The organism is Streptomyces sp. SN-593 (genome assembly GCF_016756395.1).
Classification (GTDB): domain Bacteria; phylum Actinomycetota; class Actinomycetes; order Streptomycetales; family Streptomycetaceae; genus Actinacidiphila; species Actinacidiphila reveromycinica.
Map to the genome: position 1 here is coordinate 357,874 of NZ_AP018365.1, position 26,696 is coordinate 384,569.

Consider the following 26,696-nt stretch of genomic DNA (forward strand, 5'->3'; position numbering starts at 1 on the left):
TCGAGGCGGGCGGGTCAGCCGACCGGCTGCCAGTGCGGGGCGCCGGCGCCGCGGTCCTCGCGCAGCGCGACGTTCACCATGTCGCCGCGTTCGACGCCGGTCAGCCGGCCGTCGAGGTCGATCCGGACCTCGCTGCCGCCCGCCGTGCAGGTCACCTCGGTGCGGTTGCCGAGGAACTCCACGACGCTGACGGTCGCGGGGAACTCGTCGGTGCCGGGCAGTCCGGCCGGCGCCAGGCGCAGCGCCTCCGGGCGGACGAGGACGTCGATCTCCTGCCCGGGTGCCGCGTCGTGGGTGCCGACCGCGATCGGCACCCGGGGGGCGCCCTCGACACCGGTGAGTTGGGCCGTCGGCGATCCGCCGGTCTCGGTGACCACCGCGCGCAGCACGTTGACCGGGCCGAGCGCCTCGGCGACGAAGCGGTTGACGGGCTCGTCGTAGAGGGTGCCGGGCGGTCCGACCTGCTGCACCACGCCGTCCCGCAGCACGATGACCCGGTCGGACAGGGCGAGCGCCTCGGCGCGGTCGTGCGTGACGTACAGGGTGGTCAGGCCGAGGGTGCGCTGGAGGGTGTGGATCTCGGTGCGCATCCGGGCCCGCAGTTCGGAGTCCAGGTTGCTCAGCGGCTCGTCGAGCAGGAGCAGCCGCGGGCGGGTGGCGAGTCCGCGGGCGAGCACCACGCGCTGCTGCTGCCCGCCGCTGAGCTGGCTGGCCGACCGGCTGCCGTAGCCGCCGAGGCCGACGAGCTCCAGCACCTCCTCGACGCGGTGGACGATCTCCGGCTTGGGGACCTTCTGGGCGCGCAGGCCGTAGGCGATGTTCTGGAACACCGTCATGTGCGGCCACAGCGCGTAGGACTGGAAGACCATGTTGAGGGAGCGGTGCTCCGGGCGGACGTGGGTGCGCCCGTCGGCGACCAGTCGGCCGTCGATCGAAATCGATCCGCCGGCCGCCCGGTGCAGGCCCGCCACGCAGCGCAGCGTCGTGGTCTTCCCGCAGCCGCTGGGACCGAGCAGGGTGACGAACTCCCCTTCCTGGATGCGGAAGGACACCCCGTTGACGACGCGGTTGGTGCCGTGCTCGGCGATGAGGCCGTCGACGTCGAGGATCGCCGGGCCCGCCGGCGCCGCCGCGGTCGCCGGTTGAAGGTGCTGAGGCTTCATGACGCTTTCTTCCTGTCGGGGTTGAGGACGAGCCGGAGGATGCCCATCCCGACGAACATGACGACGACCTGGAGCACGCCGACGGCCGCGGCCTTGGTCAGCGCGCTCTCGGAGTAGTTCCAGGCGACGACCGACAGCACGTTGGAGTCGGGCGAGTAGAGGACCACCGCGACGTTCAGTTCGCGCAGCGCCAGCACGAAGATCAGGGTGAACGCCGAGAAGACCGACGGCCGGATCAGCGGCAGCAGCACCGACCACACCGTCCGCAGCCGGGAGGCACCGCACACCAGCGACGCCTCCTCCAGGGTCGGGTCGATCTGGTGGAAGCCGTTGGAGATCAGCCGCACCGCGTGGGTCAGCGAGATCGACACGAGCCCGATGGCGATGATCGGCAGGGTCAGGTAGAGCGGGGTGCGGATGAACAGCAGCAGCACGCCCATGCCCATGACCAGGCCGGGCAGCGCGAGCGGCGCCGTGGCGATGTAGACCATCGCGCCGCTGGTCGGCATGCGCAGCCGGTCGGACAGGTAGACGACGGCCAGGCCGATGGCGATGCAGACCACCGGCACCACCACGGCGAGGATCACCGAGTGGAGCGTCGCGGTGCGGATCTCGCCGGTGTCGATGGTGTTCCACAGGTTGGCGAAGGACAGGTGCATGTCGCCGATGGACGGGGCGAGGTACTTCGACAGCGACATGAGCACCAGGGCGGCGAACGGGATCACGAACGCCACCAGTCCGTAGCCGGCCGTCAGCACCCACACCACGGCCGCGGTGCCGCGCCGGACCCGGATCCGGCCGTCGCGGTGCCCGCGGCCGCCGACCGAGACGTACCGGCCGCTGCTGCGGACGGTGCGCTGGTAGAGGTAGAGGCCGACCAGGCAGGTGATCAGCAGTTCCGCGCTGATCGAGGCGCCCAGCGGGATGTCCTGCACGTCGCCGTAGAGCGCCTTGTAGACCTCCACCGACAGCGGCTGGAAGGCGCCGCCCTGCCCGAGGATGCTCGGCACCGTGAACTCGCCCATCGACAGGATCGCGACGAACAGCGCCGAGGACAGGATCGCCGGGCGGATCATCGGCAGCGAGATGCGCAGCGTGGTGGACAGCAGGTTGCGCCCGTTGACGAGGGACGCCTCCTCCAGCGTGGGGTCCATCCCGCGCATCGCCGCGGAGACGAAGAAGTACGAGTAGGGCACGAAGTGCGTGACGAGCACGAAGACCATGCCGCCGACGGAGAGGACGTCCGGCTGGAGCCAGCCGGGGACGTGGGCGTCGTGCAGGTAGCGGTTGAGCACGCCGGTCTGCGGGGTGGCCAGCCAGATCCAGGCCACCGCGGTCACGAACGGCGCGACGAACAGCGACCCGATGCACAGCACCTCGCGCACCCGGCTGCCGCGCATCTGCAGCCGCGTGGTGCTCCACGCGAGCGCGGTGCCGATCACCGTGGTCAGGGCCGCGACGACGAGCGCGAAGACGATCGTCTCGCCGAGCAGCCTGAGCATGTGGGCGGTGGTGAAGACCTCCCGGGCGGCCGAGAAGTCGAACCCCGAGCCGAGGTCGGTGGGCTGGCTGAGCACCGAGGCCACCACGACGTAGAGCACCGGCCCCAGCACGAGCACCGCCAGCGCCGCCCAGGTCAGCGGGAGCAGGGCGAGGCCGGAGCGCGAGGCGGCCGGGGCGGCCGGCGGGGCGCCGGAATCGCGCGGCGCGGCGGGGGCGGGTGCCGGGGCGCCGGTGAGGTCGCCGACGGCGCTCATGACTGCACCCCGAAGACGGAGTTCCACTTTTTCAGGAAGGTCTGGAGCTTGTCGTCCTGGAGCCGCGGGTCGGTGCGCCACTCCAGCCACGGCTGCGCCACCGGCCGGTACCAGGGCTCGTCGGCGTAACTGGTGTTGTCCGTCCAGCCCTTGGCCGACGACTCGCCGCCGGTGGACTTCGTCATCGCCTGCTGGCCGGCGAGCGTGGCGGTCCACTCGCTCCACAGCCGGGCCGCGGCCGGGTGCGGGGCGGAGCTGGGGATGGCCTGCATGAACTGGGTGGCGTTCATCCGCGACAGCGAGGAGAAGCGCACCGGCGCGCCCTCGGCCGCCAGCGGTCCGAAGATCGACTCCTCACCGAAGTCCGTGGCGTAGTAGGTGCCGGCCGAGACCTGCTGGGAGATGGAGGCGATGCTGTCGGTGATGGCCGGCTTCTGCTTGGCGAGCTTCTCCAGGTACGACCAGCCGTACTGCGAGCCGAGGTTGTAGACGAGGTTGGCGTAGTACGCCATGCCGGAGCCGCCGTTGGACGGCGAGATCAGCATGATCTTCCCCTTGAGCGCCGGGTCGAGCAGCGCGTTCCACGGGTCGGCGGCGAGTTCGCGCTGGACCGCGGCCGGCGTGGTCTTGGTGTTCCACGCGACGCCGCCGTTGGACTGGTAGAGCGGGTAGAGGTAGCCGGGCACCACCCGGTCGCCCGGATACAGGTCCGCGGCCTGCGGGGTGTAGTGGGCGATCCACTTCTGCCGGCGGAAGCCCTCCAACTGGGAGAGGTTGCTGGTCTCCAGCACGTCCGCCTTGTTGCGGCCGGCCTGCTGCTGGGTCTGGAACGTGGTGCCCAGCGTCGCGCTCGACAGCCGGAGGATCTTCACCTTGACGCCGTACTTCTTCGTGAACGCGGCCGTCCAGCCCTTCATCTGGTCGGCCTGGATGGCGGTGTAGACGGTCAGCGTCCCCTCCGAGCGCGCCGTCTTCACCAGCGCCGCCAGGTCGGACGTGGACGTGAGCTTGGCGGCCTTCTTGGACGCCGGGGACAGGTTCGGTCCGCCGCACGCGGCGAGGACGGCCGAGCAGACCCCCACCGCGACCGCCGCGAGGGCACGTCGTCTCCAGAGTGTTGTCACCTGCGCTACTTCCCATCTGATCGATACGGGGACGCCCGTCCTCCGGGGCCGAGCGGGCGGGCCGGCTCGGCGCGGGACGCGCGGGCCGGCCGCCGGCGTGGCCGGGACGGGCAGCGGGCACCGGGTCGCGGAGGTGCGGGGTCGCCGCGGTCGCGTCGCCGGCCCTCGGCCCTCGGCCGTCGGCGCGGGGCCCGGACCGGCCGGGTGGCGGCCCGTCCTGCGTCGGGCGGGGTTTCGGCAACGTTCTCCCCGTGTTTCGCCGAGGTGTTGCGACGAACGAAACCGTCGGATTCGACGAGCGGTCAACCTAGAGACGCTGAGGTGGTGAGAAGCGCGGCTAATCACCCCGACCCGACGCGTGACGCAGGTCACTGCGCGGCAGGGGCCGTGACCACGGCGGATGCGCACCGGGCCGCCCGGCGCCGTGGCCAGGGGTGATCAGCGCGGCCTTTTCACCCCATCACCGAACGCTGCTTGACGCCTCCCCCCGGGGCGGCGGTTGATGGGTGAGGCCGCCGGCCCGCGCACCGCTCCAGCGGATGTCGCCGCCGTTGCCGGCCCTTGCAGCCGAACCGCCTACAGGTCACGAGGTCCCAGATGTCACGCAGCAAGAAGTGGTCCGTCGCGCTCGCCGGAGAGTGCATGGTGACCCGCCCGTTCGCCATGCACGACGAGCCCGAGTTCCTCTCCGTCCTGGAGAAGCTCCGGTCCAGCGACGTCACCTACGCCCACGTCGAGACCAACTTCGGCCACTTCGGTGAAGTGGACGCCCCCTCGCGCGGCGACCAGATCGGCAGCTACTTCCTCACCGACCCGCAGGTCGCCCACGACCTGCGCTGGGCGGGCGTGGACATCGCGTCGCTGGCCAACAACCACAGCTTCGACTTCGGGGCCAAGGGCCTGCTGTCCACGATCCGCCACTGCGACGCGGCGCAGATCGCGCACGCCGGCACCGGCCAGGACCTGGAGGAGGCGCGCGAGCCGGGCTACCTGGAGACCCGCAACGGCCGCGTCGCGCTGGTGTCGACCAGCTCGGGCAACAAGTCGCACGAGTGGGCGAGCCTGCCCAAGGCCACCCTCCCGGGCCGCCCCGGGGTGAACTCGCTGCGGCCGATCACCCGCTTCGTGGTGGACGAGGACGCCGCGGCCAAGCTGCGCGACATCGGCGGCAAACTCGGCATCCTGCGCGAGACCGGCATGAACGTCGAGGGGAGCAGCGGCCTGCTCATGAAGGCCGGCGAGGGCGAGTTCAGCCTCGCCATGCCGAGCGACCAGTCCACCACGGGCTCCAACATCTTCAAGGTCGCCGACCGCTTCGACGTCACCACCAGCAGCGACCGGCGGGACCTCGCCGGCAACCTCCGGGCGGTCGAGGAGGCCCGGATCATGGCCGACCTGGTGCTGGTGGCGCACCACTGCAGCATCTCCGAGGGCGGGCGCGGCGACCGGCCGCCGACCTTCATGCGGGACTTCGCCCACGCGGCCATCGACGCCGGGGCGGACATCTTCGTCGGCCACGGGTGGCACAAGACGCTGGGCATAGAGATCTACCGGGGCAAGCCGATCTTCTACGGCGTCGGCAACTTCTTCGCGCAGTCCGAGTTCGTCCGCCGCGTGCCCTTCGACGCGTACGAGTCGTGGAACCACGACACGGACCGGCTGCCCACGCTCACCCCGGCCGCGCACCCGCTGCACCCGGGCCTCACCGCGGGGAACCGGACCTGGTGGAGCTCGGCGGTGATCAACCTCGTCCTGGAGGACGGGCAGGTGCGCGAGATCGAGCTGCACCCCGTGGAGCTCGGCCGGGAGGTCAGCAAGGAGGCGCCGCTGCGCCGCTCCGTGGGCGGCGGCGACCGCCCGCTGACCGACGGGCGCCCGCTCACCGCCACCGGCGAGGACGCCGAGCAGATCCTCCAGCGGTACCAGCGGCTGTCCGCGGACTTCGGCACCACCGTCGTGATCGAGGACGGTATCGGGCGGATCAAGATCTGACGGAGCACTGCCCGGGGTCTGGTCCGCGCGGTGCCCCGCCCATATGGTGCACTCAGTGCGTACCAGACTCCCGCGGGGACCCGTGGGAGGCGATGTGCGGACACCACCCCGGACCGGACCGGCGGCGAAAGGAGCAGGTCATGGCCGAGCGGCAGAACCCGCACCGCCAGCAGATGCTCCGCGGCCTCAGCTTCGACCAGTTGTTCGCCGTCCGGACGATCGCGAGCGCCGGGTCCTTCCGCGAGGCCAGCAAGATCCTCTGCCTGACCCAGCCGGCGATCTCCCAGCGCGTCCAGCACATCGAGCACATCCTGGGGTCGCCGATCTTCGACCGGCACTCCGGGGTCGGGGTGAGCCTCACCGACGTCGGCCGCACCTTCCTCGACTTCTGCGACCGCTCGCTGCTGGACCTGGACCGGCTCTGCTCCGACATGGCGCAGAACGAGGAGCCGGAGAGCGAGTCCACGCTGAGCATCACCGCCCCGTCCGACAGCATCCAGTACTTCATCATCCGGCTGCTGCCGGTGCTGCGCGCCCGCTTCCCCCACCGGCAGGTGCGGGTCACCCAGTCGGGGTCGCGCGGCGAGAGCATGCAGATGATGCGCAGCGGGGCGGCCGACGTGGCCTTCTACCGGGTGCCGCTGGACCCGGCGCTGTCGGTCGTCGCGATCATGGACGAGAAGCTGCACCTGGTGGCCGCCCCCGGCCACGAGATCCTGCGCGTCCCCGCCGAACAGCGGGCCGCGGCGCTGGGCGCCTACTCGTTCGCCACCTACATCCCGTCCATGCGCTCGCGTCACCTCGTGGAGCGGTGGTCGCTCAAGATCGGCGCCAGGCTGCGGGTGGACATCGAGTCCCAGGGTCTGGACGTGATGAAGCAGGCGGCCGTGAGCGGTTCCGCGCTCACGGTGCTGCCGAGCACGTCCATCGGCGAGGAGCTGAAGGACGGCCGCCTGGTGGTGGTCGACGTCGACGGCATGCCGCTGGTGCGGGCCACCGCCATCGCGGTCCGCCCCGGTGACGAACGGCGCGCGGCCATCCAGGAGTTCATCGACCTGCTGGTCCGCATCAGCCGGGCCTCGACCGACCCGTCCATGCCCGGCTTCCGCTGGGCGAGCGACGCGAAGGTCGGCGGGGGTGCCGCGCCGCCGGCGGCCGCGGCGGTGTGACCGCGCCGCGCGGGCACACGGTTCCCTCCCCTCGGGCGTCCGACCGAGACTGCCCTGACGGGGTGCGCGTCCAGTCGTGACGCGCCGCCGGCCCGGACGAACCGGGTCGGGCCGGACGAACCGGGTCGGACGAACCGGGTCGGACGAACCGGGCCGGACGAACCGGGCCGGCGACAACGCCGGAACAGCACACGGAAAGCGATGACGCCGGTCCGCCCTGCCTTGCCGCGGGCGCGGCCGGTCGCACGTGCGGGACACCCATCGAGTCCACCGTGGAAATCGAGGCAGTCAATGGAGTTCATCACGCGTCGCCGGTTCCTCTCCACCGCGGGCGCCGTGGCCGCGGGCGCGGCCGGTGCGGCCGCACTCGCCGGCTGCGGGTCCGACGCGAAGCCGAAGGCGGCCGCGACGGCCAGGACGGCCACCACGGCCGCCACCAAGGACCCCGAACCGACGCTGACGGTCGCCGCGAAATCGCCCTGGATGGCCAACCAGGTGGCGCTGACCAGCACGAACACCCTCTTCCTCGGCCTTCCGCGCTTCCCCGGCCACGAGACGACCCCCTCGGTCGCACGGCGGGAGCCGGACGGGACCGTGGCGGCCTTCCCGGGCAACTCCTGGAACGCGTGGAAGGCCGGGGACGACGGGCGGAACAGCTTCGTCTACGTCAACTCCGTGCACGTCTTCGCCGACGACACGGTGTGGTGCGTCGACCAGGGCGGGCTGCGCGCGGACTCGGCGCCGAAGGAGCTGTCCACCCCGAAGCCCGGGGCGCAGAAGATCGTCCAGTTCGACCCGCGGAGCGGAAAGGCGCTGCGGGTGCTGCGGTTCGGCGACGACATCCTTCCGACCGGAGCGCAGCTCAACGACCTGCGCATCCACGGCACCACCCTGTACGCGACGGACTCCGGGCTCGGCGCCCTCATCGTGCACGACCTGGCGACCGGAAGGACCGCGCGCCGCCTCTCCGGGTACCCGCAGATGCTGGGCGTGGCGGCGCCGGCCGCGACCACCGCGCCGGGGAAGACGCAGAGCAGGCACAAGACGCCCAAGAGCGACATGATCGAGCTCACCGGAGACGGCGCGTGGCTGTACTGGGCGGCGCCCACCGGGCCGTTCTACCGCGTCGCGACCGATCTCCTGCGCGACGCGACCGTCTCCGACGCGCACCTGGCCGCGCACGTCCAGCACGTGGCGGACATACCGCTGTCCGGCGGCTGCGCGATCGACACGCTCGGCAACCTCTACCTGTCGGACATCGACAACAAGCGGATCGTGCTCCTGACGCCGTCGGGCCGCAGGACCGTCCTGGCCGCGAACCCCGGGCTGGTGAGCCCCGACGGGTCGTTCATCGGGGCCGACCGCCGGCTGTACGTCCCCGCGCCGCAGACCGAGCGGACCGAGCTGTTCGGCAACCCGAAGGACCTGACGGTGAAGCCGTTCCTCGTCTACTCCCTGCCGCTGCCGGCGGAGTTCGACGGGGTGAAGCTGGGGGACGCCGTGACCGGTCAGGGGTGACGGACCGCCGGGCGGCCCGGCTCGGGAGTGCGGCCCGGGGCTGGGCCCGCCCGAGGCAGGTCTCCTCCCCCCTCCCGACCGGGTCAGACGCGGTCGTCGTGCGCCACGGAGCGCGCCACCTCGCGATGGGACTCGTGCTCGGCCAGGCGCGCGGTCAGCGCCGCGCGGACGTCGTCGAAGGTGTCGGGGCCGAGCGGCAGCCGCAGCGGCGCCGCGCCCGAGTCCACGAGGTCGACCATCGCCGCGGCGATCTTGCGCGGGTCGTTGGGCAGGCCGAAGGAGCCGTCGGCGATCGCGCGGCGCACGTCGCCGGCCGGGGTGCCGTCGTACTCCGGCATGGTCGGCGCGGTGTCGAGCGAGCCGCCGAAGCCGGTCGGTGTCGCCCCGGGCTCCACGATGGTCAGGCCGATGCCGAACGGGGCGATCTCGCGGGCGACGGTCTCGCAGAAGCCCTCGATGCCCCACTTCGAGGCGTGGTAGTAGCCGAAGTTGGGGTAGGTGGCCTGGCCGCCGGCGGTCGAGACCTGGAGGATCCGGCCGTGCCCCTGCGCGCGCAGGTACGGCAGCGCCGCGCGGATGACGTGGATCGAGCCGAGCAGGTTGGTGTCGATCACCCGCCGGATCTGCTCGTCGGCGGCTTCCTCGACGGAGGCGAAGACGCCGTAGCCGGCGTTGTTCACGATCACGTCGATCGTGCCGAGCGCCGTGAAGGCGTCGGCCACGACCCGGTGCACCCGCGCGGTGTCGGTGACGTCCAGCCGCGTGACCCACAGACGGTCGCCGTGCTCGGCGCGCAGGTCGTCCAGCGCCTCGGGCCAGCGCAGCGTCGCGGCGACCCGGTCGCCGCGGGCCAGCAGGAGTTCGGTGAGCAGGCGCCCGAAGCCGGAGGAGGTGCCGGTGATGAACCAGGTGGTGGGTGTGGGCATGATGCCCCTTCCTTTGGTCGCCATCAGGTATGGGCGGCATATCCGGTGAAAGCTCCGCCGAGCAGCGGTTTCGCCGGGGTCCGCCGGTATCGTCCGAGACCCTAGGAGTTCCAGTCGACTCGAAGTCAAGCTCGTAGACTGGCGGCATGACCACCGCGGAGAGCACGTTCACCATCGGCGAGGTCAGCGAGCTGACCGGCCTGACCACGTACACCCTGCGCTTCTACGAGCAGGAGGGGCTGTTCTTCGCGCCCGTGCGGCGCAACGCGGCCGGGCGCCGGACCTTCACCCAGGACGAGGTGGAGTGGCTGAAGGTGTGCACGAAGCTGCGCTCGTCCGGCATGCCCCTGCCCGACATCCAGCGGTACGCCCAGCTCGCCCGCGAGGGGGCGGGGAACGAGGCCGAGCGGTTCGAGATCCTGCGCCGCCACGAGGCGCGGGTGCAGCAGCAGGTCGCCGACCTTCAGGCGGCCCTCGGCGTGATCCACCACAAGGTCGAGCTGTACGCACGCCACCTCGCCGCCGGCACCGCCGACACGCTGTGGCGCGACGGCCCGGAGTGCGAACCGGTCCCCGACCCCGGGTAGCGGCCGTCCGGCCGATCGTGCGGTCCGCCGTCCGCCTCCCCCTCCTGCCGGGAGGCGGTTCCGCACCCGCTCCGGGGCGTACGCGCCGCTCCCCGCGGCGCGTACGGAAGTCGCCGCGCGGTGTTTCCCCGCCGCTCCCGCTGCGTTCGCCCGGCCTGGTTAGCGTCCTCACGCCCGGTCAGGCACAGGAGAGGCGCGTCCATGAGCACCCCGGTCCACCGCACGTCCGCACCGCAGGCCGGAGGTGCGCCGAGGCCGGGACGGCCGCGCCAGGACCGCGGCCGCTCCACCGGCCTGCCCGGCACCACGTCGCAGCGCGCCCTCCTCGCGGTCCAGGCCGGCGCCGGCAACCGGGCCGCGGTCGCGCTGGTGCAGCGGGCTCGGGGCGAGGGCGGCGGGAGGGCGCCGGGGGGAGGCGAGGCCGCCGGCGCCTCGCGGAGCTACCGCGACCGGATCGCCGCGGTCCTCGACCGGCTCAAGAAGAACTTCGAGTTCCTCGACACCTTCGTCAAGGGCGTCCAGGTCCCCGCGAACGCGGGCTTCTCCCAGCACGCCTCCGCCACCGCCGACGAGGGCCTGAAGCACACCGCCGGCGCCTCGGGCGGCGCCGCCGGCGCGGAAAGCCTCGTCGCGGAGAGCGTCGGCGCCCTGCTGGGCGGCGTGGAGGCGGCCAAGGCCCGGCAGGACGCGAGGAAGCACCGGCACGGGGCGGCGTTCCACGGCGCCGCCAAGAAGTTCAGGTCCAAGGCCGCCGAGGCGGCGATCAGCGCGGCGAGCGCGGGCAACAACGCGCTGAGCGCCGCCAAGGAGCTGACCAAGGCGGAGCAGGCGCTGCACGCCGCGAGCGCGGCGGAGGCCGGCGGTGTCGGATCCAGCGTGGTCGGGGCGGTGAAGGGAGCGCGGGCGGCGCGCCGCGTCGGGCTGACCGCCCGCAAGTACCGTGCCCTCAAAGGCATCGAGAAGCCCGCGCGGACCGAGGAGGAGGCGCTCGCCCGGCTGAGCCGGGCGAAGCAGAACGCCGAGTGGGCCGCGGCCGAGGCGTTCGTCGCGATGGACGCCCACTGGGACCACGACGGCGACGACCGGCTGGACCGCATCTCCGACGCCATCGACACGGCCCTCGCGGCCATGGGCGACGCCCGCGACGCCGCCCGGGACTTCCGGCAGGCCGAGGACGTGAACTCCCTGGACACGGTGCTCACGTACGCGCTCGGCAAGCAGCGCCACAAGATCGGCAAGCAGGCGCTCACCGCCGTGGGCGAGTCGACCAAGGCCGCGGGCGGCATCGTGACGGCGGTGGCCGCCACGGCGGGCGGGGCCGGGCTCGCGAGCAACCCCGTCGGCTGGGGTCTGGCCGCGGGCGCGGCCGGCCTCATCCTCGGTGTCACCGCCTACAAGGCGGGGCGCGCGGGGGTCAAGCGGTACGACGGGGCCCGCCACCCCGAGCGCTGGGCCGAGGACGGCGCGGCCCCGGCGGCCGGGCCCGCCTCCCGCGAGAACGCGCTCAAGGAGGCCCTGAAGTTCTGGAAGAAGGTGCAGAACGGCGAGCGCCAGGCCATGGCCCGCAGGATCTACGCGCTGGCCGCGGGCCCGGACATCCGGGGCAGCGGCGACACGGCGGCCGGGATGCGGGAGTCGGCCAGGTCCCTCCTGGTCGCCCTCAAGGCGGGCCCGGACCACCAGCGCCTGACCCCGGAGGCGTGGGCGGCCTCCCTCAACGACCCGTCGAAGAGCTCCGCGTGGGTCAAGGAGATCGCCGAGCAGTTGTCCTCGGCGTGAGCCCGGGCCCCGCCCGGCGGGCCCGCCGCGGCACGGGGCCTCCTCCCCCGAGGAGCACGGCACCCGCCGCGCGGACCGGGTGTCAGGGTTCCCGGCCCGCGCGGCGGGTGCGGTTCCGCCGCGCCGCGCGCGCGGCGGGTCTCAGCGGGTCATCGCGTCGCGCACCTTGTCCGTCATGGCCGCGAAGGGGCCGGTCAGGGCCAGGGCGACGGGCTTGCCCGCGGCGGCCGGGTGGGGGTGGGTGGGCGCCATCCGCTCGGCCCTCGCCAGCCGCTCCCCCATGGTGTGCCGCTGCTCGGCGGTGCACTCGCGCAGGATCGAGGGGAACTCGTCGCTCTCCTCGTGGTCGGCGTGCTCGCCGACGGCCCTCTCGAACTCCTCGACGACCGCATCGAACTCGGCGCTGTCCACGTCCATGTGTTCCAGCCGCTTGAGCATCCGGGTGGCCTCGGCCTCCTCGGAGTTGCGCGCCTCGGTCTCCCCTTCGCCCGCCGTCCGCTTCGCGACCGGCCGGACGATCAGTTCCTCGGCGACCTCGTGGACCGCCAGCAGGGCGCGCAGCTCGTCGAACGCCTGACGTCGCACGTCGCCGCGGGTGGCGCGGACGGACGCGAACAGGTCGCGGATGCGCGCGTGCTGGGTCAGCAGGACCGCGACCACGTCGCCGTCGGGAAGGCGGGCCGCCGCTGTCCGTTCGATGGTGGCGGAACTCATGATCTGCTCCCTCGAAAGATGACGTTGACCTTCGTACGGCCTGCGCCTCACCACTGTCGCCCAGGGCAAACACCACGCCCGCGACGAATTCCAACTCCGCGACGGCGTACGGCCCGACGGCATACGGCGCGACGACGTACGGCGCGACGACGTACGGCGCGACGACGTACGGCGCGACGACGTACGGCGCGACGGCATACGGCAGGAGACCGCGCCCGAGGGCGACCGGGGAGAGCGTCCGGGAGAAGCCGCCGCCCTGCGGACCCCTGGGCACCGGCCGGCCGCCCGGCGCCGGGCCGGGACGAGCCGGACGGTAGGGCTGTCGCGCTCGAACAGCCGCGCGCCCGCGCGCAGTTGCGCCCACGGGTGCTTGGCCGCGCCGCCCGGCCGGGCGAAGCTGGTGGCGGGCGGTCCGCCGGGCCGCCCGCCACCGGAACGGAAGAGGGACGTCATGCGTGTCACCGGATTCGACCACCTGGTCCTCAACGTCGCGGACGTGGAGCGGTCCCTGCGGTTCTACTGCGGAACCCTCGGCCTGGCGCCGGTCCGCGTCGAGGAGTGGCGGGAGGGCCGGGCGCCGTTCCCGTCCGTCCGGGTCAGCGCCGAGACGATCATCGACCTGGTCGCGCACGAGCGGGCGGGCAGCAACGTCGACCACTTCTGCCTGGTGGTCGAGCCGCTCGACTGGGCGGAGGCGGCCGCGTCGGGGGGCCTGGACGTGGTCGAGGGCCCGGGGCCGCGGTTCGGCGCGCGCGGCACCGCCACCTCGGTGTACGTCCGCGACCCGGACGGCAACGTCATCGAGCTGCGGTACTACTGACGGCGCCTGCCGCCGCGCGGTACCGCGCGGCGGCGGGCCGGTCGGGTGCGGCGGCGGGCGGCCGGGTCAGGCGTGGCGGCGGCGCTCGTTGAAGGCGTCGGCGGCCCGGTCGTTCAGGGCGCTGCCCCATGCCCGCAGCCTGCGCAGCACGGGATGCGCGACGGCGGGTTCGACGTCCCGCCCCTGCGCCGGTTCCGGGTGCGGGGTGTCCGGCCCGCCGGAGGGCAGCACGCGGGCGGCGAGCGCCGTCGCCCGGACGGTCAGCGCCGGGGCGACGCCGTGTGCGAGGTCCGCGGCCCTGGCCGCGGGCGTGAGCACCAGCCGGGTGCGGCGGCGCGCGACGGCGCGCACGATCCGGCGCGCCGCCCGCTCGGCGTCCATCGACAGCACCGGGGTGCCGGCGAGCGCCGAGAACCACGCGAACTCCGCGCCCCGGTCGCCGCCGAACTCGGCGGCCAGATGGGACCCGGTGCGCATCAGCCCCGGATGGACGGCGGTCACGCTCACCTGCTCCTCCTCCGCCCGCAGCCCCTCCGCGAGCGCGGCCACCGCGGACTTCGCGCAGGCGTAGGGCACCAGGTGCGGCGGGGTGACGAGACCGCCGACCGAGCCGATCAGGGCGAGCCGGCCACCGCCGGCGCTGCGGCGCAGGTAGGGCAGCGACTCCAGGGCGGTGTGCACCGAGCCCATGAACATCGTGTCGACCGCCGCGCGGAACTCGTCCGCGCCGATCGCCTCGACGGGGGCGACCTGGATGATGCCGGCGTTCGCGATCACGACGTCGAGTCCGCCGTGCGCCTCGGCCGCCGACCGTACGAGGTCCCGTACGGCCTCCCGGTCGGTCACGTCGCACACCTGGGTCCGTACCCGCGCCGTCGGGTGCCGGCCGCTCAGCCGGCCGCCGGCCTCGGCCAGCTCCTCCCGGTCGCGGGCCGCGACGGTCACGTCGCAGCCGAGGTCGACCAGCCGCTCGGCCAGCAGCAGGCCGAGGCCGCGGGAGCCGCCGGTGACCACCGCCGACCGCCCGGCGAGCGCGGACTCCGCACGGTCGCGGTCCTGACGGTTCCGGGGGTTCCGGGCCTGGCTCATGGTGTGACCTCTCACGACAGCGGATGCCGGGTACACGGCGGGGAACCTCCGGGTACCCGCATCCGCGCCGGACTACCACGGGACACGGCGCCGGGCCGGTGGGGCCGCCGGTCACCTCGTGTCGGCGCGCGCCTCCGCGTCGGCGTCCACGTCGTCGGTGTCGGCTTCCGCGTCGTGGGTGCCGGCGTCGTGGGTACCCGCGTCGTCGGTGCCCGGGTCGGCAGCGGCGTCGTCCGTGTCGGACTCCAGGGCCAGCACGGCGAGCAGGTCGGCGACCGTCGGGCCGGAGTCGGCCGGGTGCCGGAGCGGCGTGCCCGGCGCGATCTCGTAGCGGTTCGAGCGCCCGCTGCGGGTGTGGGAGAGGTACCCGGCCCCTTCCAGGTCCGCGATGATCTTCTGCACGGCGCGCTCGGTCAGCAGACAGCGGGCGGCGATGTCCCGCACCCGCACTCCGGGATCACGGGCGATGGTCGCCAGCACCCTGGCGTGGTTGGTCAGGAAGGTCCAGGTAGGGCGTGAGTCGGCTGGTTCGGACACCACCTCACCATACGACGTCGAATTCACGTCACTCAAGACACGAACTGTGTTTCGTGTATTTATTGACGTACTCGCGGTGGGCGGGCAAGCTCTTGGGTACAGCGTGCGGTGCAAGAGGAGGTATGTCGTTGACCGTCACCCAGCCCTGGCCGGCCGCGAGCGGTAGGACGCGTGCGCACGGCGGCGGGACCCCGCCGAGGACCGCCACCTTCCAGGACTACGACTCCGGCCTCGCGGTCCGCACCCTGGAGAGCGCGGGCCGCACCCGGGCCGCCGTCTCCGGTGAGATCGACCTGGCCACCGCGCCGTTGGCGGGCGACATCCTCACGAGCTGCCTCGCGCTCTCCCCCGCGGGCCTGGACCTCGACCTCGGCGGTGTCGGGTTCTTCGACTGCGCGGGGCTGAACATGCTGCTGCGGCTGCGGGCCCGGGCGATCGACCTCGGCGTCGAGGTGACGGTCTCCGCGATGGCGCCCTGTGTCCTCCGCATACTCCGGTTGTCCGGGACCGGCGAGCTGTTCGCCGGGCCGGCCGAGACCGCGGGCCACGACCCGCGCGTCGTCCGCCCGGCCCGCCCCGCGCACCCCGCATGATCTCCGCCCGTACGGGCACCCGACCGCCACGGGAGGCCCCGTAGGGGCGCGGCCTCCCCGGTCCCGGGCCGTACGGCGAAGGAGAGCCAGCAGCGATGAACGCCTCCGACCGGCAGCCGCCCCAGGACGCCGGGCGGCACGAGAGCGCGGAGGAGCGCGCCGACCGCAGGTGGGGTGACCTCCTCCAGGAGCTGCGCGTCGCCCAGACCGGCGTGCAGATCCTCTTCGGCTTCCTGCTCACCGTGGTCTTCCAGCCGCGCTTCACCTCGCTGTCCGACACCGACCGGCACATCTACGTGGCCACGGTCGTGCTGGGCGCCGCCACCACCGGCGCCCTCGTCGGACCGGTCGCCATGCACCGCCTCCTCACCGGGCGGCGGCTGAAACCGGAGACGGTCACGCTCGCCTCGCGGCTGACCCTGCTGGGCCTGTGCCTCCTGCTGTGCACCATGACGTCGTCGCTCCTGCTGGTGCTGCGCGTCGCGATCCACGACCCGGGCGCCGCGTGGCTGGTCGGCGTGCTCGTCGCCTGGTTCGTCCTGTGCTGGATCGTGCTGCCGCTGTGGGCCCGGCACCGCAGCGAGGACCCGAAGCACTGACACCACCGGCCCGGCCGGGACGCGCCTCACGTCCCCGGCCGGGCCGCCCACCCGCCTGCCCCCCGCCTGCCGCCCGCTCACCTGCCGCTCACCCGCCGGAGGGTCCTGCCCCCTCGGCGGAGGACGCGGCCTCCTCGTCGGACGGCGCCGCCTCCTCCGCCGGGGACGCGGCCGCGAGCCTCACCCACACCCGGTCGTCCCGCACGCGCGTCTCGAAGCAGGGCTGCGGGGCCGTGGCCGGGCCCGTGACGTTCCAGCCGTCCGACAGCCGGAAGGTGCTGCCGTGCCACGGGCAGCGGACGCAGCCGTCGGTGATCTCCCCCTCGGACAGCGGTCCGCCCAGGTGGCTGCACCGGTCGGCCAGGGCGGACAGGGTGCCGTCGGCGTCGCGCACCACCAGGACCGCGGTCTCGCCGACGAGCCGGCGCACCGGGCGCCCCGCCGGGAAGCCCGCGAGCGGGCCGACGTCCTGCCAGCCGGGCGGGGTGATCCGGGCCGTGGCCTCGCTGTGGTTGGCTCCGGCCGCCTGGTGGTAGGCCAGGTGGCCGCCCAGCGCGCCGCTCACCGCCAGGGCGACCAGCCCGGCCGCGGCCTGCTTCCGTCCGCGGTGGCCGGTCAGCCGGGAGGCCAGCGAGACGGTGTAGCAGGAGGTGGCGACCACGTTCAGCAGCGCGTGCGCCAGCCCGACGCGGGCCTGCTCGTCCTCCAGCTCGGCCCAGTCCACCAGGCCGGCGGCGGCCGCGGGTGCCGCCCCGGCCACCCCGAGGGCCACCAGCACCCCGGCGCTCCGCCGCCCGCCCGGGGTCCAGTCCAGCACCGCGGACGACATCCACGCGCCCATCGGCACCTGCACGAGCAGCGGGTGCACCGGGTGGCCGAGCCAGCGGCCGTGCAGGAGGTCGCGGAGACCGCCCAGCGGGACCGCGCGCACCCCCTTCCTCAGCACGCCGATCGCGCCGTCCAGCGCCGTGGTGCGCTCCAGCCGGCTGACGGCGTCGGCGACGCGGCCGGGCCGGGCCCGGTCCGGCGCCCAACGCAGAAGCGGCTGTGCCAGGGTCGTCGTCGCGCTCAACCGTGTCATGCCCCCGAGTGTGCGGTCGGCGCCGCGCTCCCGCCCCTCGTCGGCGGCGCGGCGGGGCGCTCCGGGACGGGACCTGCCACCCCGCCGGCCGGCGGGAACCGCGCGCGGGCCCCGGTGTGGCCGCGCGTTGCCGGGGTACGCGGCCCCGCAACGAGGGCCGGGCGGTATCCCGCACGCCGGGCCGCTGCTGTTCGGGTGATGTCCGGCGCGGCGGAGGAGCGCGCGGGAGACCGGCCCCGGCGCGCTTCGAGAATGCACACAGCGGGCGTCGACGGCGGGAGGCCGCGGGCATGGTGCGTACGGCGGTGGTCGAGGTGGCCGCCTGGTGGGCGCTGCTCGTCGCGCTCGACGTGGTGCTGATCAGCTCGGTCGGACCGGTCGAACTGCTGGTGGCCGCGGTGGCCGCGGCCGGCGGCGCCCTGGCCGCCCGCCGGGTCCGGCGGGCGGTCCGGCTCGGCCGCCCGCACGGCCGGGGCGCCCCGCGCGCGGTGGCCGCGCTGCCCTGGTCGCTCCTGCGCGGGACGGCGGTGCTGGCCCGCGCGGTGCTCCGCGGCGGGCGGCGGCCCGGCGGCGTGCGGCGCGTCGTGCTGCGCCCCGGCACCGGCGCCGGGTGGGCGGGCCTGCTGCTGGCGGCCTCCGCGGACACGTGCGTGCTCACCGTCGACGAGGACCGCCGGGCGGGAGCCGGTGCGGGCGCGGACACCGGTACGGACGGCGCGTCCGGCGCCGAATCCGGGACAGGGTCCGGGTCCGATGCGGGGTCCGACGTCGGGGCCGGGACAAGGTCCGGGTCCGACGCGGGGTCCGGCGCCGAGTCCGGGACAAGGTCCGGGTCCGACGCCGCGTCCGATGCCGGGTCCGGGTCCGACGCCGTCAGCGGCCGCCCTGGCACGACGGTGCGGGTGCACACCCTGAGCCGCGGCCCCGGCGCGGTGGAGCGCGCGCTCGGCGGGCCGGGCGGTCGCCGGTGAACGCCTGGACGCTCGCGGCGCTGGTGCTGCTCGCCGGTGCGGGTCCCGCCTGCCTGTGGGGCGCCGCGGCCGGTTCGGCGGTGCGGCGGCTGCTCGCCCTGTCGCTGCTGTCCACCGTGGTGGGCGCGGTGTTCCTCGTGCTTCCCCAGGGGTACGGCCGGTCGTCGTACCAGGACCTGGCGCTGGTGCTGGCGGTGCTGTCGCCGGCCGGGACGCTCGTCTTCACCCGGTTCGTCGTGGCGGAGAGGAGCGGGGCCGTTGAGCAGGAGAGGAAGCGGCGTTCCGACGGCTGACCCGCGGGCACCGGACGGGGCCCGCCCCCGGTGTGCGGGGCCCGCCGGGGAGAGCGGATGACGGCCGGTCACGTGGTGGCGCTGACCCTGCTGTGGGCGGGCGTGGCCTGCGTACTGCTGTCGGCGGCGGCCCTGGTGCGGCTGGACGGGACGGCGGCGCGCCTGCACGCGCTGGCCGCCTCCTCGGGCCTGGGCGTCCCGCTGATCGCCGTCGCGGTCGCCGTCGACCAGGGGCCCGGGCGCGCGGCGGTCAGGACGCTGTTCATCGGGCTGGTCTTCGCCGCGGGCGGCACCGCCGCCACGATCGCGGTCGGGAAGGCCGCCTGGGAGTCCGGCGAGGAGAGCGAAGAGGACGAGGAGGAGCAGCGGTGGACACGGCCCTGATCGGCGTCGCGCTCGGTTTCGTGGTGGTGGCCGCCACGCTGGCGGTGCTGTGCCGCGAGCCGGTGCGGCAGGCGGTACTGCTCGGAGTCCTCGGGCTGGCCCTGGCCGTGCTGTTCGCGGTCCTCCAGGCGCCCGACGTGGCGCTGTCGCAGGTCGCGGTGGGCACCGTACTGACGCCGCTGCTCGTCCTGCTGACGGTCCGCAAGGTCAGACGGCGGTCGGTCCCCCGCGCCGCGGTCCCCGCGGCCACAGGCGGGTCCGGGAACGGCGGCCCCGGCCCGTCCGGCGGCGGCCCGTCCGGCGGCGGCCTCCCCGATGACGGGCCGTCCGGCGCCGGGCCTTCGGGCGGCGGGTCCTCCCGCGGCGGGCCGCACGGCGGGAGCGGGTCGTGAGCGCGCGGACGCGGCTGCTGCTGTTCGCGGTCTCCGCGCTGGCCCTCGGGATCTGCTTCGCCCTGTCCTGCCGCGAACTGCCCCGCTTCGGCGGCGCGTCGCACCCCTACGGCGACCGCGCCGTGGCCGCGGCCCTGAGCCGCCGCACCGCGAACGTGATCTCGTCGGTCAACTTCGACCTGCGCGGCTTCGACACGCTCGGCGAGGAGTCGATCCTGTTCGCCACCGTCATGGGCGCGACGCTGCTGCTGCGCCTGGCCCGCGACGAGCGCCAGCACGCCGCCGCGTCCGAGGACGTCCTGCCCACCACACGGCTGCTGGGGACGGTACTGCTCCCGATCACCGTGCTGGTCGGTGTCTACGTCGTCGCGCACGGCCAGCTCAGCCCCGGGGGCGGCTTCCAGGGCGGGGTCGTCCTGGCCACCGCGCTCCACCTGGGCTACGTGGCGGCCGACTACCGGGTGCTGCGGCGGCTGCGGCCGCTGGCCGTGCTGGACGTGGCCGACTCGCTCGCGGCCGCGTCCTTCACGGCGATGGGCGTCGCCGGCCTCGCGGCGGGCGGCGCGTTCCTGAAGAACGTCCTCCCGCTGGGCACCTTCGACCAGATCACCTCGGGCGGCATGGTGCCGCTGTTCAACGCCGCCGTCGGCGTCGAGGTGGCGTCCGGGCTCATCGTGCTGGTCGCCCACTTCCTCGACCAGGCCGTCGAGGTCACCGGCACCGGAACACAGGAGGATGTCTGATGGGTGTGTGGGCCTACCTGGCCGCGGGCTGGATCCTGCTGGTCGCGCTGTACGGGCTGGTGACCAGCAGGAACCTGATCCACGCGATCGGCTGCCTGGCCGTGGCGCAGTCCTCGACGTACGTGCTGCTGCTCACCGTCGGCTACCGCGACCACGGCACCGCGCCGGTGTTCTCCGACCTCCGGCCCGGCTCGCGCCCGGTGGTGGACCCGGTGGTGCAGGCGCTCGCGCTCACCGACATCGTCGTCGGCGCGACCGTCACCGCGCTGCTGCTGGCGCTGACGATCCAGTTGCGCAAGCGGCACGGCACGGTCGATCCGCAGGCCCTGACCGCGTTGCGGGGCTGACCCGGTGACGGACGCGGCCCTGCTGCCGCTGGCCGTCGCGATCCCGCTGCTCGGCGCGCCGCTGCTGGCCGTCGCGGGCCGGGTGCTGCCGCGCGCCGGGTGCGACGCCCTGGCCACCGGGGCGGCCGCGGCCGACGTGGTGTGCCTGGCGCTGCTGTGGTCGCACCTGCACGGCGTGGCCGTCGCGCGCGTCGGCGGGTGGCCGGCCCGGATCGGGGTCGTGCTCGCCGCGGACCGGACCGGCGCGGGCCTGGCCCTGCTCGCCGCGTGCCTGGTGCTCGCGGTGCTCGGCTACTCCTGGCGGTACTTCGACGAGCCGAGCGGCGAACGCGCGGGCCTGTTCCCCGCGATGGTGCTGACGTTCCAGGCCGGCATGGTCGGCTTCGCGCTGACCGGCGACCTGTTCAACGCGTTCGTGTGGTTCGAGCTGATGGGCGCCGCGGGCTACGCGCTGACCGGCTACCGCATCGAGGACCCGCGCCCGTTGCAGGGCGCCCTGACCTTCGGGATCGTCAACTCCCTCGCGGCGTACTGCTCGCTGCTGGGCATCGGCCTGCTGTACGCCCGGACCGGCCAGCTCGACCTCGCCGCCATGGGGCGGTCGCTGGCGGGCCACCCCACCGACCTGCTGACGGTGACCGGGTTCGTGCTGGTGGTCACCGCCATGCTGGTCAAGGCGGCGGTGGTGCCCTTCCACTTCTGGCTGCCCGACGCGCACGCCGTCGCCCCCACCCCGGTGTGCATGCTGCTGTCCGGCGCGATGGTCGAGCTGGGCGTCTACGGCGTCGGCCGGGTGTACTGGACCGTCTTCGCCGGCGCCGGCGGCGTCCCGCACGACGCGTTCCGCCACACCTTCACCGCGCTCGGCGTGCTCACCGCGCTCGTCGGCTCCGTGATGTGCTGGCAGCAGCGGCACATCAAGCGCATGCTCGCGTACTCCACGGTCGGCCACGTCGGGCTGTTCGTGGTGGGGATCGCCCTGCTCACGCCGGACGGCGCGGCCGGCACGGCGGTCTACGTCGCCGCGCACGCCTGCGCGAAGGCCGCGCTGTTCGGCCTCACCGGGGTGCTGCTCGACCGCTACGGCTCCGTCGACGAGCACGGGCTGCACGGACGCGGCCGCGAACTGCGGCTGGTGGGCGTGCTGTTCGTGCTCGGCGCGCTCGCCCTGGCCGGGCTGCCGCCGTTCGGCACCGGGCTGGGCAAGGCGCTCGGCGAGACGGCCGCGGGCCACGCGCAGCCCTGGCTGCCGGCGGTGTACGTGCTCACCTCCGCGCTCACCGGCGGGGCGGTGCTGCGGGTCGCGCTGCGGGTCTTCTGGGGAGCCGGTGCGGCCCCGGCGCAGCGCCCCGGCGAGGCCGAGATCAGCGGTGAGGGCGAGGAGCCCGAGATCCGGATGCCGGGACGGGCCCTGCCGCCGATGATGCTCGCCGTGCCGGCGGTGCTGCTCGGGCTCTGCGCGGTCGTGGGCTGCCTGCCCGCGGTGGGGCGCGCGATCGCCGCGGGGGCGGGCGTGTACACCGACCCGGCGGCCTACCGGGCGGCCGTCCTCGGCACGGCCGCGTCCCCGGCGCCGCACGTCGCGTCGGCGTGGACCGCGGACGGCCTGCTGCTGGGCGCGGTGTCCGCCGCGGCGGCGGCCGCGGCGGCCTGCCTGGCGGTCCTGCGGCCGTTCCGGCTGCCCTGCCACCGGGCGGTGCGCCGCGCGCTGACCGGGCTGCGCAGGCTGCACTCCGGCCACCTGGGCGACTACGTCGCCTGGCTCACCTTCGGCGTGGCGGTGCTGTGCGCGGTGATGGCCGCGCAGACCTGAGGCGGCACGCCGGGCGGAGGACCGGGCGGGACCGGGCCGCGCTCACAGCGGGCGGCGCAGCGCCGACCGGTCCGCGCGCCAGGCCGCCAGCAGGTGCGCGGCGAGGCGGTCCGCCAGGAAGACGGTGGTGTCGGCGCCGAACGCGACGTCGGCCGCCAGCCCCGGCTCGTCGGCGAGCAGACCGCCGACCACCTCGTGGCGTACGACCTGTTCGTGGACCGCGTCGGCCTCAACGTGCTCGGTGTAGAAGCGCACCGCGGCGGGGCCGGCGTCGGTGCGGCGCATGGCGGCGGCGAGCCGGCGGGAGGCGGGCGAGGAGGTGACCTCGACGCAGCCGAAGTGGCCGACGAGCGCGCCCCGCAGGTCCCGGCGCAGGCCGAACAGGGTCATCAGGTTGACGTCGGCGAGCATCGGCGCGGGCGCGTGCTCGACGTAACGGCCGTAGACGGTGTCGAGGCCGAGGTCGGCCATCAGGTCGGCGAAGAGCCGGGCGTGCACGTTCTCCGCGCGTCCGGCGCCGAACTCGTCGTACTCGATGGCGACCATGCCGGCCTTCGCCCGACCGCGCAGCCGGGGGATGACCCAGGCGTGCGGGTCCGCCTCCTTGAGGTGGTAGAGCGAGCGCAGCGCCGCGTACTCGCGCACCTGGCGCGCGTCGCCGTCGTGTTCGAGGTGGTACGGCACGCTGGAGCCGTGGTCGGCGCTCTCCACGAGCAGGTCGGCGAACGCCTCGTCGGGGGTGCGGCCGGGCACGTCGGTGTGCAGGGCGCGCAGGAAGCGCTGCTCCATCGCCGCCCGCAGCGGGGCGAGCAGCGGGGACCACTCCATGTCGTCGGCGACGGCGGCGAAGCCCCGGTAGTGCAGCTCGTACAGGACGTACAGCGCCAGTTGCAGGTCCTCGCCGTAGGGGTCGTCGGTCGTGTGGGCCAGCAGCAGGTCCCGCGGGCCGGGGGGCCGGTCGGCGGTCAGTGCCTCCAGCACCGCCTGGGACAACCGGCCGCGGGGAGCGGGCAGTTCGGGGGCGGTGAGGGTGCCGGCGGGTTCACGTGTCCGCACGGGGCGGGCCTCCTTCGGGCGGGTCGGCGGGGCGGTGGGGCCCCGCTGCGGGTTCGGTGTGCTCCTCCGGGACCGGGGCGCCCGCGGAGGGCGCGGGGCGGGCGCGGTCCGGCGCGGGCGGGCGCCGGCGGCGCCGGTGGCTGGTGTCGCACCACGGCGCGGTGCGGGTACGGCGGCAGGTGCAGATCGCGACCATGAAGCGGTCGCTGGACGCCACCGTGCCGTCCTCGCGGACCACCTCGACCGGGCCCTCCACGAGGATCGGCCCGTCCCGCTCGACGGTCACCCGCCGGGGCCGGGGGCGCTCGGACCCGTCGGACGGGGCGCCGGCCGGTGCCTCGTTGCCGCGGGGCTGCTCGCCGCCGGCGCGGTCGGTACCGGCCCGGTCGGTCGGGGGGCGATCGGCGCGGGGGCGGTCGGTACCGGCCCGGGGGCCGTCGCCGGCCCCCGCCTCCGGAGGCGGGCCCGCGGGGTCAACGGACGCGCCGGGCGCGAAGAAGCGGGAATCGGGCGCATCCGCCCCGCCACGTCCGGGCGCGTCGGGCCCGTCCGGCCCACCCGGCGCGGACGCGCGCGCCGCCCGTCCGCCCGGGTCGGGCCCACCCGGTACGGGGCCTCGGGCGTCAGGTTCGCTCGGCACGGATGACCACCAACTCCTCGTACTCGTCGGCCGGTCCGACCAGGCCCCGGGCGCGCAGCCACGGCAGGCGGCGGTGCAGCACCGGCCCGAACGGCACGTGGTCGCGGGCCACGACCTCGGCGGCGAGCCCGCCGGCCCGCAGCCGGCGCAGGCTCGCCTCGACGCCGCACAGCCCGGAGTGGACCATCAACAACACGCCCGTCGGCCGCAGCAGGGCGGGGGCGTCGGCGCACAGCCGGTCCACCACGTGCCGGCCGTCGTGTCCGGCGTCCCACGCCCGTGCGGCGCCGCCGGACGGCGGCGCGTGGGGCGCGGGCACGTACGGCGGGTTGGTGACGACGACGTCGAAGGTGCGGCCGCCGCGCTCCCCCGCCAGGTCGCCGCGGCGCACCCGGACGCGCTGCCGCTGGCGGGCGGCGTTGGCCCGCGCGGTGAGCACCGCCCGCCAGGAGACGTCGGTGGCCGCGACCCGGGCGCCCATGCGGGCGGCGAGCACCGCCAGCGCCCCGCTGCCGGTCCCGATGTCGAGCACGTCCGCGCCGTCCAGCGGTCTTTCGGCCCGCAGCGCGCGCCCCAGCAGACGGGTGTCGGCCTGCGGGGCGTAGACACCCGGCAGGGTCCACAGCGCGCGGGGGCGGCGGTGGGGAAGGGAGACGGTCTCGGTAGCCACAGGGGACCTCCCGATGGGGGGTGGGGGCGCGGCCGGCGGGTGCGCACGCGCCTGCGGTCAGGGGGCGTCGGACAGTTCGGGCAGCACCTCGGTGCGGTAGAAGTCGAAGAACTGCCGCTGGTCGGGGCCGATCTGGTTGACGTAGACCTCGTCGAACCCGGCGTCGGCGTAGGCGCGGACGGTCCGCGCGTGGGCGTCGGCGTCGTCGCCGCAGGTGACCGCGTCGGCGACCATCTCCTCGGTGACGAGGGTGCTCGCCTGCTGGAAGTGTTCGGGGGTCGGCAGGATCTGGGGCAGCTCGCCGGGCAGTTGCTCGTTCGGCCACAGCCGGTGGACGGTCCGCACGGCGCGCTCGCGGTCGGTGTCCCAGCAGACCTTCACTCCCCCGACCACCGGCTTGGTACCGCCGCCGGCCCGGCGGAACTGCTCAACCAGGTCGGTGTCGGGCGCCATCGTCACGAAGCCGTCCCCGATCCGGCCGGCCAGCGCGGCGGCCTGCGGGCCGAACCCGGAGACGTACAGCGGGGCCGGCTGCTCGGGCACGGTGTACAGCCGGGCGTTCTGCACCGTGTAGTGGGCGCCGTGGTGGGTGACCCGGTCCCCGGTGAAGAGCTTCCTGATGACCTGGACGGCCTCTTCGAGCATCTCCAGGCGCTCGGGGGCCTCCGGCCAGGTGTCGCCGAGGACGTGCTCGTTGAGCGCCTCGCCGCTGCCGACGCCGAAGCGGAAGCGTCCGCCGGTCAGCACCCCGGCGGTGGCGGCCGCCTGCGCGTTGATCGCCGGGTGCAGCCGCACCGTCGGGCACGTCACCAGGGTGGTGATCGGCAGGGACGTGACCTGCGACAGCGCGCCGATCACGGACCAGACGAACGAGCCCTCGCCCTGCTCGTCGTTCCAGGGGTGGAAGTGGTCGGAGATCGCGAGTGCCCCGAACCCGGCCTGCTCGGCCATGCGGGCCTGTTCCAGCAGCTCGCCGGGGGCGAACTCCTCCGACGACAGGAAGTAGCCGTAGGTCGTCATCGGTGCTCCTCCTTCGTGTCCGCCGAGCGCCGGCCGGCGGGGGCGGGAACGGGGGCGGGGACGGCGGCCAGGGGGCTGTCGTCGAGCGCGGACAGCAGGTCCGCCGGGCCGTCGTAGACGCGCTCCGCGCCCGCGTCGACCAGTTCGGCGCGGGAGAAGGCGCCGCCGCTGAGCACGCCGAGGCAGCGCACGCCGGCCTTGCCCGCGGACTGCGCGTCCCAGACCGCGTCCCCGACGAAGACCGCGCGGTCCGCGGCCACACCGGCCTTGTCCAGCGCCTGCCGGACCAGGTCGGGCGCCGGTTTGCTGGCGTCCACGTCGTCGGCCGTGGTGGTGGCGAAGAGCACGTCGGCCACACCGAGCGCGTCGGTCATCACCTCCGCCTCGCCGCTCTTGGCCGACGAGGCGAGCACCACCCGCCAGCCGCGGTCGACGCAGGCGCGGACCAGGTCCGCGGCGCCGTCCAGCGGCGCGAGCCGTGACCAGTACTGCGCGTACAGCGCGTCGTGGGCGGCGCTGAGCCCCTCGTCGCCGCCGTGGTCGCGGTCCTCGCCCAGCAGCGCGTCCAGCAGGTGGTCGCTCCCCATGCCGACGCACCGGTGGACGCGGGTCATCGCCACCGCGTGGCCGCCCTGCCGCAGCGCCTCCCACCAGCAGACGGTGTGCAGGTGCACGGTGTCCATCAGGGTGCCGTCCACGTCGAAGAGCACGGCGGCGGCCTCCCCGGGCCGATCGGTGCTCTCGGTGCCGCTCATGGTGTGGCCTCCGGTTCCTCGTCGCTTGCCGGTGACGGAGCGGGCGCTCACGTCCGGCGCGCCTCCGGCGCGGGTGATGGGGGTGCGGGTCCGGGCCGGCGGAGCGGCGGGACCGCGGATCGCGGGCCTCGGACCGCGGGCAATGGGCCACGGGCCGGACCGCG

At 74.7% G+C, this 26,696-nt stretch carries 28 protein-coding genes; 15 read left to right on the top strand and 13 right to left on the bottom strand.

Features of this window, described 5'->3' with window-relative positions:
• Positions 1-14 precede the first annotated feature (14 nt).
• The 3 genes from RVR_RS01530 to RVR_RS01540 are packed head-to-tail and all read right to left on the bottom strand — an operon-like array spanning position 15 to position 4,044.
• Entirely contained in the window at positions 15-1,163 is a 1,149-nt protein-coding gene (locus RVR_RS01530; protein ID WP_202232047.1) for an ABC transporter ATP-binding protein, read from the bottom strand.
• The gene (locus RVR_RS01535) at positions 1,160-2,920 is read right to left on the bottom strand and encodes an ABC transporter permease (RefSeq protein ID WP_202232048.1); all 1,761 of its coding nucleotides are present in this window, start codon (positions 2,918-2,920) and stop codon (positions 1,160-1,162) included. Before RVR_RS01535 ends, RVR_RS01530 begins: the two co-directional genes overlap by 4 nt.
• A complete protein-coding gene (locus tag RVR_RS01540) occupies positions 2,917-4,044 on the bottom strand; it encodes an extracellular solute-binding protein (protein WP_202232049.1) in 1,128 nt (375 codons plus the stop codon). Before RVR_RS01540 ends, RVR_RS01535 begins: the two co-directional genes overlap by 4 nt.
• A gap of 597 nt (positions 4,045-4,641) precedes the next feature.
• Here RVR_RS01540 and RVR_RS01545 point away from each other — a divergent pair.
• From RVR_RS01545 to RVR_RS01555, 3 genes are all read left to right on the top strand, one after another.
• Positions 4,642-6,036, top strand: coding sequence for a CapA family protein (locus RVR_RS01545; RefSeq protein ID WP_202232050.1), 1,395 nt, complete (start codon positions 4,642-4,644; stop codon positions 6,034-6,036).
• Between the two features lie 140 nt (positions 6,037-6,176).
• The gene (locus tag RVR_RS01550) at positions 6,177-7,205 is read left to right on the top strand and encodes a LysR family transcriptional regulator (protein WP_202232051.1); all 1,029 of its coding nucleotides are present in this window, start codon (positions 6,177-6,179) and stop codon (positions 7,203-7,205) included.
• Positions 7,206-7,496: 291 nt separating this feature from the next.
• Positions 7,497-8,723: an SMP-30/gluconolactonase/LRE family protein gene (locus tag RVR_RS01555; RefSeq protein WP_202232052.1), complete on the top strand. Its 1,227-nt coding sequence runs from the start codon at positions 7,497-7,499 to the stop codon at positions 8,721-8,723.
• An 83-nt stretch (positions 8,724-8,806) separates the two neighbouring features.
• On the opposite strand, the gene RVR_RS01560 is transcribed toward RVR_RS01555, so the two are convergent.
• On the bottom strand, positions 8,807-9,649 hold the full coding sequence (locus tag RVR_RS01560; protein ID WP_202232053.1) for an SDR family oxidoreductase: 843 nt from the start codon (positions 9,647-9,649) through the stop codon (positions 8,807-8,809).
• Positions 9,650-9,795: 146 nt separating this feature from the next.
• Here RVR_RS01560 and RVR_RS01565 point away from each other — a divergent pair, with 146 nt between their 5' ends.
• Both RVR_RS01565 and RVR_RS01570 read left to right on the top strand, forming a co-directional pair.
• Positions 9,796-10,236 carry a MerR family transcriptional regulator gene (locus RVR_RS01565; RefSeq protein WP_202232054.1) on the top strand — a complete coding sequence of 147 codons (441 nt, stop codon included), beginning with the start codon at positions 9,796-9,798 and terminating at the stop codon, positions 10,234-10,236.
• 201 nt (positions 10,237-10,437) lie between these two features.
• Positions 10,438-12,015: a hypothetical protein gene (locus tag RVR_RS01570; protein ID WP_202232055.1), complete on the top strand. Its 1,578-nt coding sequence runs from the start codon at positions 10,438-10,440 to the stop codon at positions 12,013-12,015.
• A gap of 141 nt (positions 12,016-12,156) precedes the next feature.
• Here the strand turns inward: RVR_RS01570 and RVR_RS01575 are convergent, their stop codons facing one another.
• Positions 12,157-12,729: a hemerythrin domain-containing protein gene (locus RVR_RS01575; protein WP_202232056.1), complete on the bottom strand. Its 573-nt coding sequence runs from the start codon at positions 12,727-12,729 to the stop codon at positions 12,157-12,159.
• Between the two features lie 451 nt (positions 12,730-13,180).
• On the opposite strand from RVR_RS01575, the gene RVR_RS01580 reads away from it, so the two are divergent.
• Positions 13,181-13,549, top strand: coding sequence for a VOC family protein (locus RVR_RS01580; protein ID WP_202232057.1), 369 nt, complete (start codon positions 13,181-13,183; stop codon positions 13,547-13,549).
• A 66-nt stretch (positions 13,550-13,615) separates the two neighbouring features.
• Here RVR_RS01580 and RVR_RS01585 read toward each other — a convergent pair whose 3' ends face one another.
• Together RVR_RS01585 and RVR_RS01590 are read right to left on the bottom strand one after the other, a co-directional pair.
• Entirely contained in the window at positions 13,616-14,638 is a 1,023-nt protein-coding gene (locus RVR_RS01585; RefSeq protein WP_202232058.1) for an SDR family NAD(P)-dependent oxidoreductase, read from the bottom strand.
• Positions 14,639-14,749: 111 nt separating this feature from the next.
• Positions 14,750-15,175 carry a helix-turn-helix transcriptional regulator gene (locus tag RVR_RS01590; protein WP_202232059.1) on the bottom strand — a complete coding sequence of 142 codons (426 nt, stop codon included), beginning with the start codon at positions 15,173-15,175 and terminating at the stop codon, positions 14,750-14,752.
• 122 nt (positions 15,176-15,297) lie between these two features.
• Here RVR_RS01590 and RVR_RS01595 point away from each other — a divergent pair, with 122 nt between their 5' ends.
• The gene (locus tag RVR_RS01595) at positions 15,298-15,768 is read left to right on the top strand and encodes an STAS domain-containing protein (RefSeq protein WP_202232060.1); all 471 of its coding nucleotides are present in this window, start codon (positions 15,298-15,300) and stop codon (positions 15,766-15,768) included.
• Between the two features lie 95 nt (positions 15,769-15,863).
• Positions 15,864-16,367 carry a DUF6328 family protein gene (locus RVR_RS01600; protein WP_202232061.1) on the top strand — a complete coding sequence of 168 codons (504 nt, stop codon included), beginning with the start codon at positions 15,864-15,866 and terminating at the stop codon, positions 16,365-16,367.
• Between the two features lie 88 nt (positions 16,368-16,455).
• Here the strand turns inward: RVR_RS01600 and RVR_RS01605 are convergent, their stop codons facing one another.
• Positions 16,456-17,448, bottom strand: a complete 993-nt coding sequence (locus tag RVR_RS01605; protein ID WP_202232062.1) for a Rieske (2Fe-2S) protein — start codon at positions 17,446-17,448, stop codon at positions 16,456-16,458.
• A 290-nt stretch (positions 17,449-17,738) separates the two neighbouring features.
• Here RVR_RS01605 and RVR_RS38520 point away from each other — a divergent pair, with 290 nt between their 5' ends.
• From RVR_RS38520 to RVR_RS01640, 7 genes are read left to right on the top strand one after another with little or no spacing between them, the layout of a single operon-like run.
• Complete coding sequence (locus RVR_RS38520; protein WP_202232063.1) at positions 17,739-18,419, top strand: hypothetical protein; 681 nt, start codon at positions 17,739-17,741, stop codon at positions 18,417-18,419.
• Positions 18,416-18,712 (top strand): MrpF/PhaF family protein, encoded by a 297-nt coding sequence (locus RVR_RS01615; protein WP_202232064.1) that lies wholly within the window; start codon positions 18,416-18,418, stop codon positions 18,710-18,712. Before RVR_RS38520 ends, RVR_RS01615 begins: the two co-directional genes overlap by 4 nt.
• A gap of 57 nt (positions 18,713-18,769) precedes the next feature.
• Positions 18,770-19,096, top strand: a complete 327-nt coding sequence (locus RVR_RS01620) for a monovalent cation/H(+) antiporter subunit G (protein WP_202232065.1) — start codon at positions 18,770-18,772, stop codon at positions 19,094-19,096.
• The gene (locus RVR_RS38830) at positions 19,081-19,488 is read left to right on the top strand and encodes a hydrogenase subunit MbhD domain-containing protein (RefSeq protein WP_202232066.1); all 408 of its coding nucleotides are present in this window, start codon (positions 19,081-19,083) and stop codon (positions 19,486-19,488) included. Before RVR_RS01620 ends, RVR_RS38830 begins: the two co-directional genes overlap by 16 nt.
• Positions 19,485-20,231, top strand: a complete 747-nt coding sequence (locus tag RVR_RS01630) for an MnhB domain-containing protein (protein ID WP_202232067.1) — start codon at positions 19,485-19,487, stop codon at positions 20,229-20,231. Before RVR_RS38830 ends, RVR_RS01630 begins: the two co-directional genes overlap by 4 nt.
• Positions 20,231-20,578 (top strand): sodium:proton antiporter, encoded by a 348-nt coding sequence (locus RVR_RS01635; RefSeq protein ID WP_202232068.1) that lies wholly within the window; start codon positions 20,231-20,233, stop codon positions 20,576-20,578. Before RVR_RS01630 ends, RVR_RS01635 begins: the two co-directional genes overlap by 1 nt.
• Positions 20,579-20,582: 4 nt before the next feature.
• On the top strand, positions 20,583-22,391 hold the full coding sequence (locus tag RVR_RS01640) for a complex I subunit 5 family protein (protein ID WP_202232069.1): 1,809 nt from the start codon (positions 20,583-20,585) through the stop codon (positions 22,389-22,391).
• Between the two features lie 42 nt (positions 22,392-22,433).
• On the opposite strand, the gene RVR_RS01645 is transcribed toward RVR_RS01640, so the two are convergent.
• The 5 genes from RVR_RS01645 to RVR_RS01665 all read right to left on the bottom strand — a co-directional run bounded on the left by RVR_RS01645 (position 22,434) and on the right by RVR_RS01665 (position 26,532).
• Positions 22,434-23,447: an iron-containing redox enzyme family protein gene (locus RVR_RS01645; protein WP_202232070.1), complete on the bottom strand. Its 1,014-nt coding sequence runs from the start codon at positions 23,445-23,447 to the stop codon at positions 22,434-22,436.
• Positions 23,434-23,733, bottom strand: coding sequence for a CDGSH iron-sulfur domain-containing protein (locus RVR_RS01650; protein WP_202232071.1), 300 nt, complete (start codon positions 23,731-23,733; stop codon positions 23,434-23,436). Before RVR_RS01650 ends, RVR_RS01645 begins: the two co-directional genes overlap by 14 nt.
• A gap of 337 nt (positions 23,734-24,070) precedes the next feature.
• Positions 24,071-24,757, bottom strand: a complete 687-nt coding sequence (locus RVR_RS01655) for a HemK2/MTQ2 family protein methyltransferase (RefSeq protein WP_202232072.1) — start codon at positions 24,755-24,757, stop codon at positions 24,071-24,073.
• Between the two features lie 57 nt (positions 24,758-24,814).
• Positions 24,815-25,777, bottom strand: coding sequence for a TIGR03557 family F420-dependent LLM class oxidoreductase (locus RVR_RS01660; protein WP_202232073.1), 963 nt, complete (start codon positions 25,775-25,777; stop codon positions 24,815-24,817).
• Positions 25,774-26,532 (bottom strand): HAD family hydrolase, encoded by a 759-nt coding sequence (locus tag RVR_RS01665; protein WP_202232074.1) that lies wholly within the window; start codon positions 26,530-26,532, stop codon positions 25,774-25,776. Before RVR_RS01665 ends, RVR_RS01660 begins: the two co-directional genes overlap by 4 nt.
• Positions 26,533-26,696 lie beyond the last annotated feature (164 nt).

What these genes read in the sequence shown, in the direction of transcription:
- RVR_RS01530 (WP_202232047.1), bottom strand. Translation starts at nt 1,163, where the DNA reads ATGAAGCCTCAGCACCTTCAACCGGCGACCGCGGCGGCGCCGGCGGGC.
- RVR_RS01535 (WP_202232048.1), bottom strand. Translation starts at nt 2,920, where the DNA reads ATGAGCGCCGTCGGCGACCTCACCGGCGCCCCGGCACCCGCCCCCGCC.
- RVR_RS01545 (WP_202232050.1), top strand. Translation starts at nt 4,642, where the DNA reads ATGTCACGCAGCAAGAAGTGGTCCGTCGCGCTCGCCGGAGAGTGCATG.
- RVR_RS01550 (WP_202232051.1), top strand. Translation starts at nt 6,177, where the DNA reads ATGGCCGAGCGGCAGAACCCGCACCGCCAGCAGATGCTCCGCGGCCTC.
- RVR_RS01555 (WP_202232052.1), top strand. Translation starts at nt 7,497, where the DNA reads ATGGAGTTCATCACGCGTCGCCGGTTCCTCTCCACCGCGGGCGCCGTG.
- RVR_RS01560 (WP_202232053.1), bottom strand. Translation starts at nt 9,649, where the DNA reads ATGCCCACACCCACCACCTGGTTCATCACCGGCACCTCCTCCGGCTTC.
- RVR_RS01565 (WP_202232054.1), top strand. Translation starts at nt 9,796, where the DNA reads ATGACCACCGCGGAGAGCACGTTCACCATCGGCGAGGTCAGCGAGCTG.
- RVR_RS01570 (WP_202232055.1), top strand. Translation starts at nt 10,438, where the DNA reads ATGAGCACCCCGGTCCACCGCACGTCCGCACCGCAGGCCGGAGGTGCG.
- RVR_RS01575 (WP_202232056.1), bottom strand. Translation starts at nt 12,729, where the DNA reads ATGAGTTCCGCCACCATCGAACGGACAGCGGCGGCCCGCCTTCCCGAC.
- RVR_RS01580 (WP_202232057.1), top strand. Translation starts at nt 13,181, where the DNA reads ATGCGTGTCACCGGATTCGACCACCTGGTCCTCAACGTCGCGGACGTG.
- RVR_RS01585 (WP_202232058.1), bottom strand. Translation starts at nt 14,638, where the DNA reads ATGAGCCAGGCCCGGAACCCCCGGAACCGTCAGGACCGCGACCGTGCG.
- RVR_RS01595 (WP_202232060.1), top strand. Translation starts at nt 15,298, where the DNA reads ATGTCGTTGACCGTCACCCAGCCCTGGCCGGCCGCGAGCGGTAGGACG.
- RVR_RS01600 (WP_202232061.1), top strand. Translation starts at nt 15,864, where the DNA reads ATGAACGCCTCCGACCGGCAGCCGCCCCAGGACGCCGGGCGGCACGAG.
- RVR_RS01605 (WP_202232062.1), bottom strand. Translation starts at nt 17,448, where the DNA reads ATGACACGGTTGAGCGCGACGACGACCCTGGCACAGCCGCTTCTGCGT.
- RVR_RS38520 (WP_202232063.1), top strand. Translation starts at nt 17,739, where the DNA reads ATGGTGCGTACGGCGGTGGTCGAGGTGGCCGCCTGGTGGGCGCTGCTC.
- RVR_RS01620 (WP_202232065.1), top strand. Translation starts at nt 18,770, where the DNA reads ATGACGGCCGGTCACGTGGTGGCGCTGACCCTGCTGTGGGCGGGCGTG.
- RVR_RS01635 (WP_202232068.1), top strand. Translation starts at nt 20,231, where the DNA reads ATGGGTGTGTGGGCCTACCTGGCCGCGGGCTGGATCCTGCTGGTCGCG.
- RVR_RS01660 (WP_202232073.1), bottom strand. Translation starts at nt 25,777, where the DNA reads ATGACGACCTACGGCTACTTCCTGTCGTCGGAGGAGTTCGCCCCCGGC.
- RVR_RS01665 (WP_202232074.1), bottom strand. Translation starts at nt 26,532, where the DNA reads ATGAGCGGCACCGAGAGCACCGATCGGCCCGGGGAGGCCGCCGCCGTG.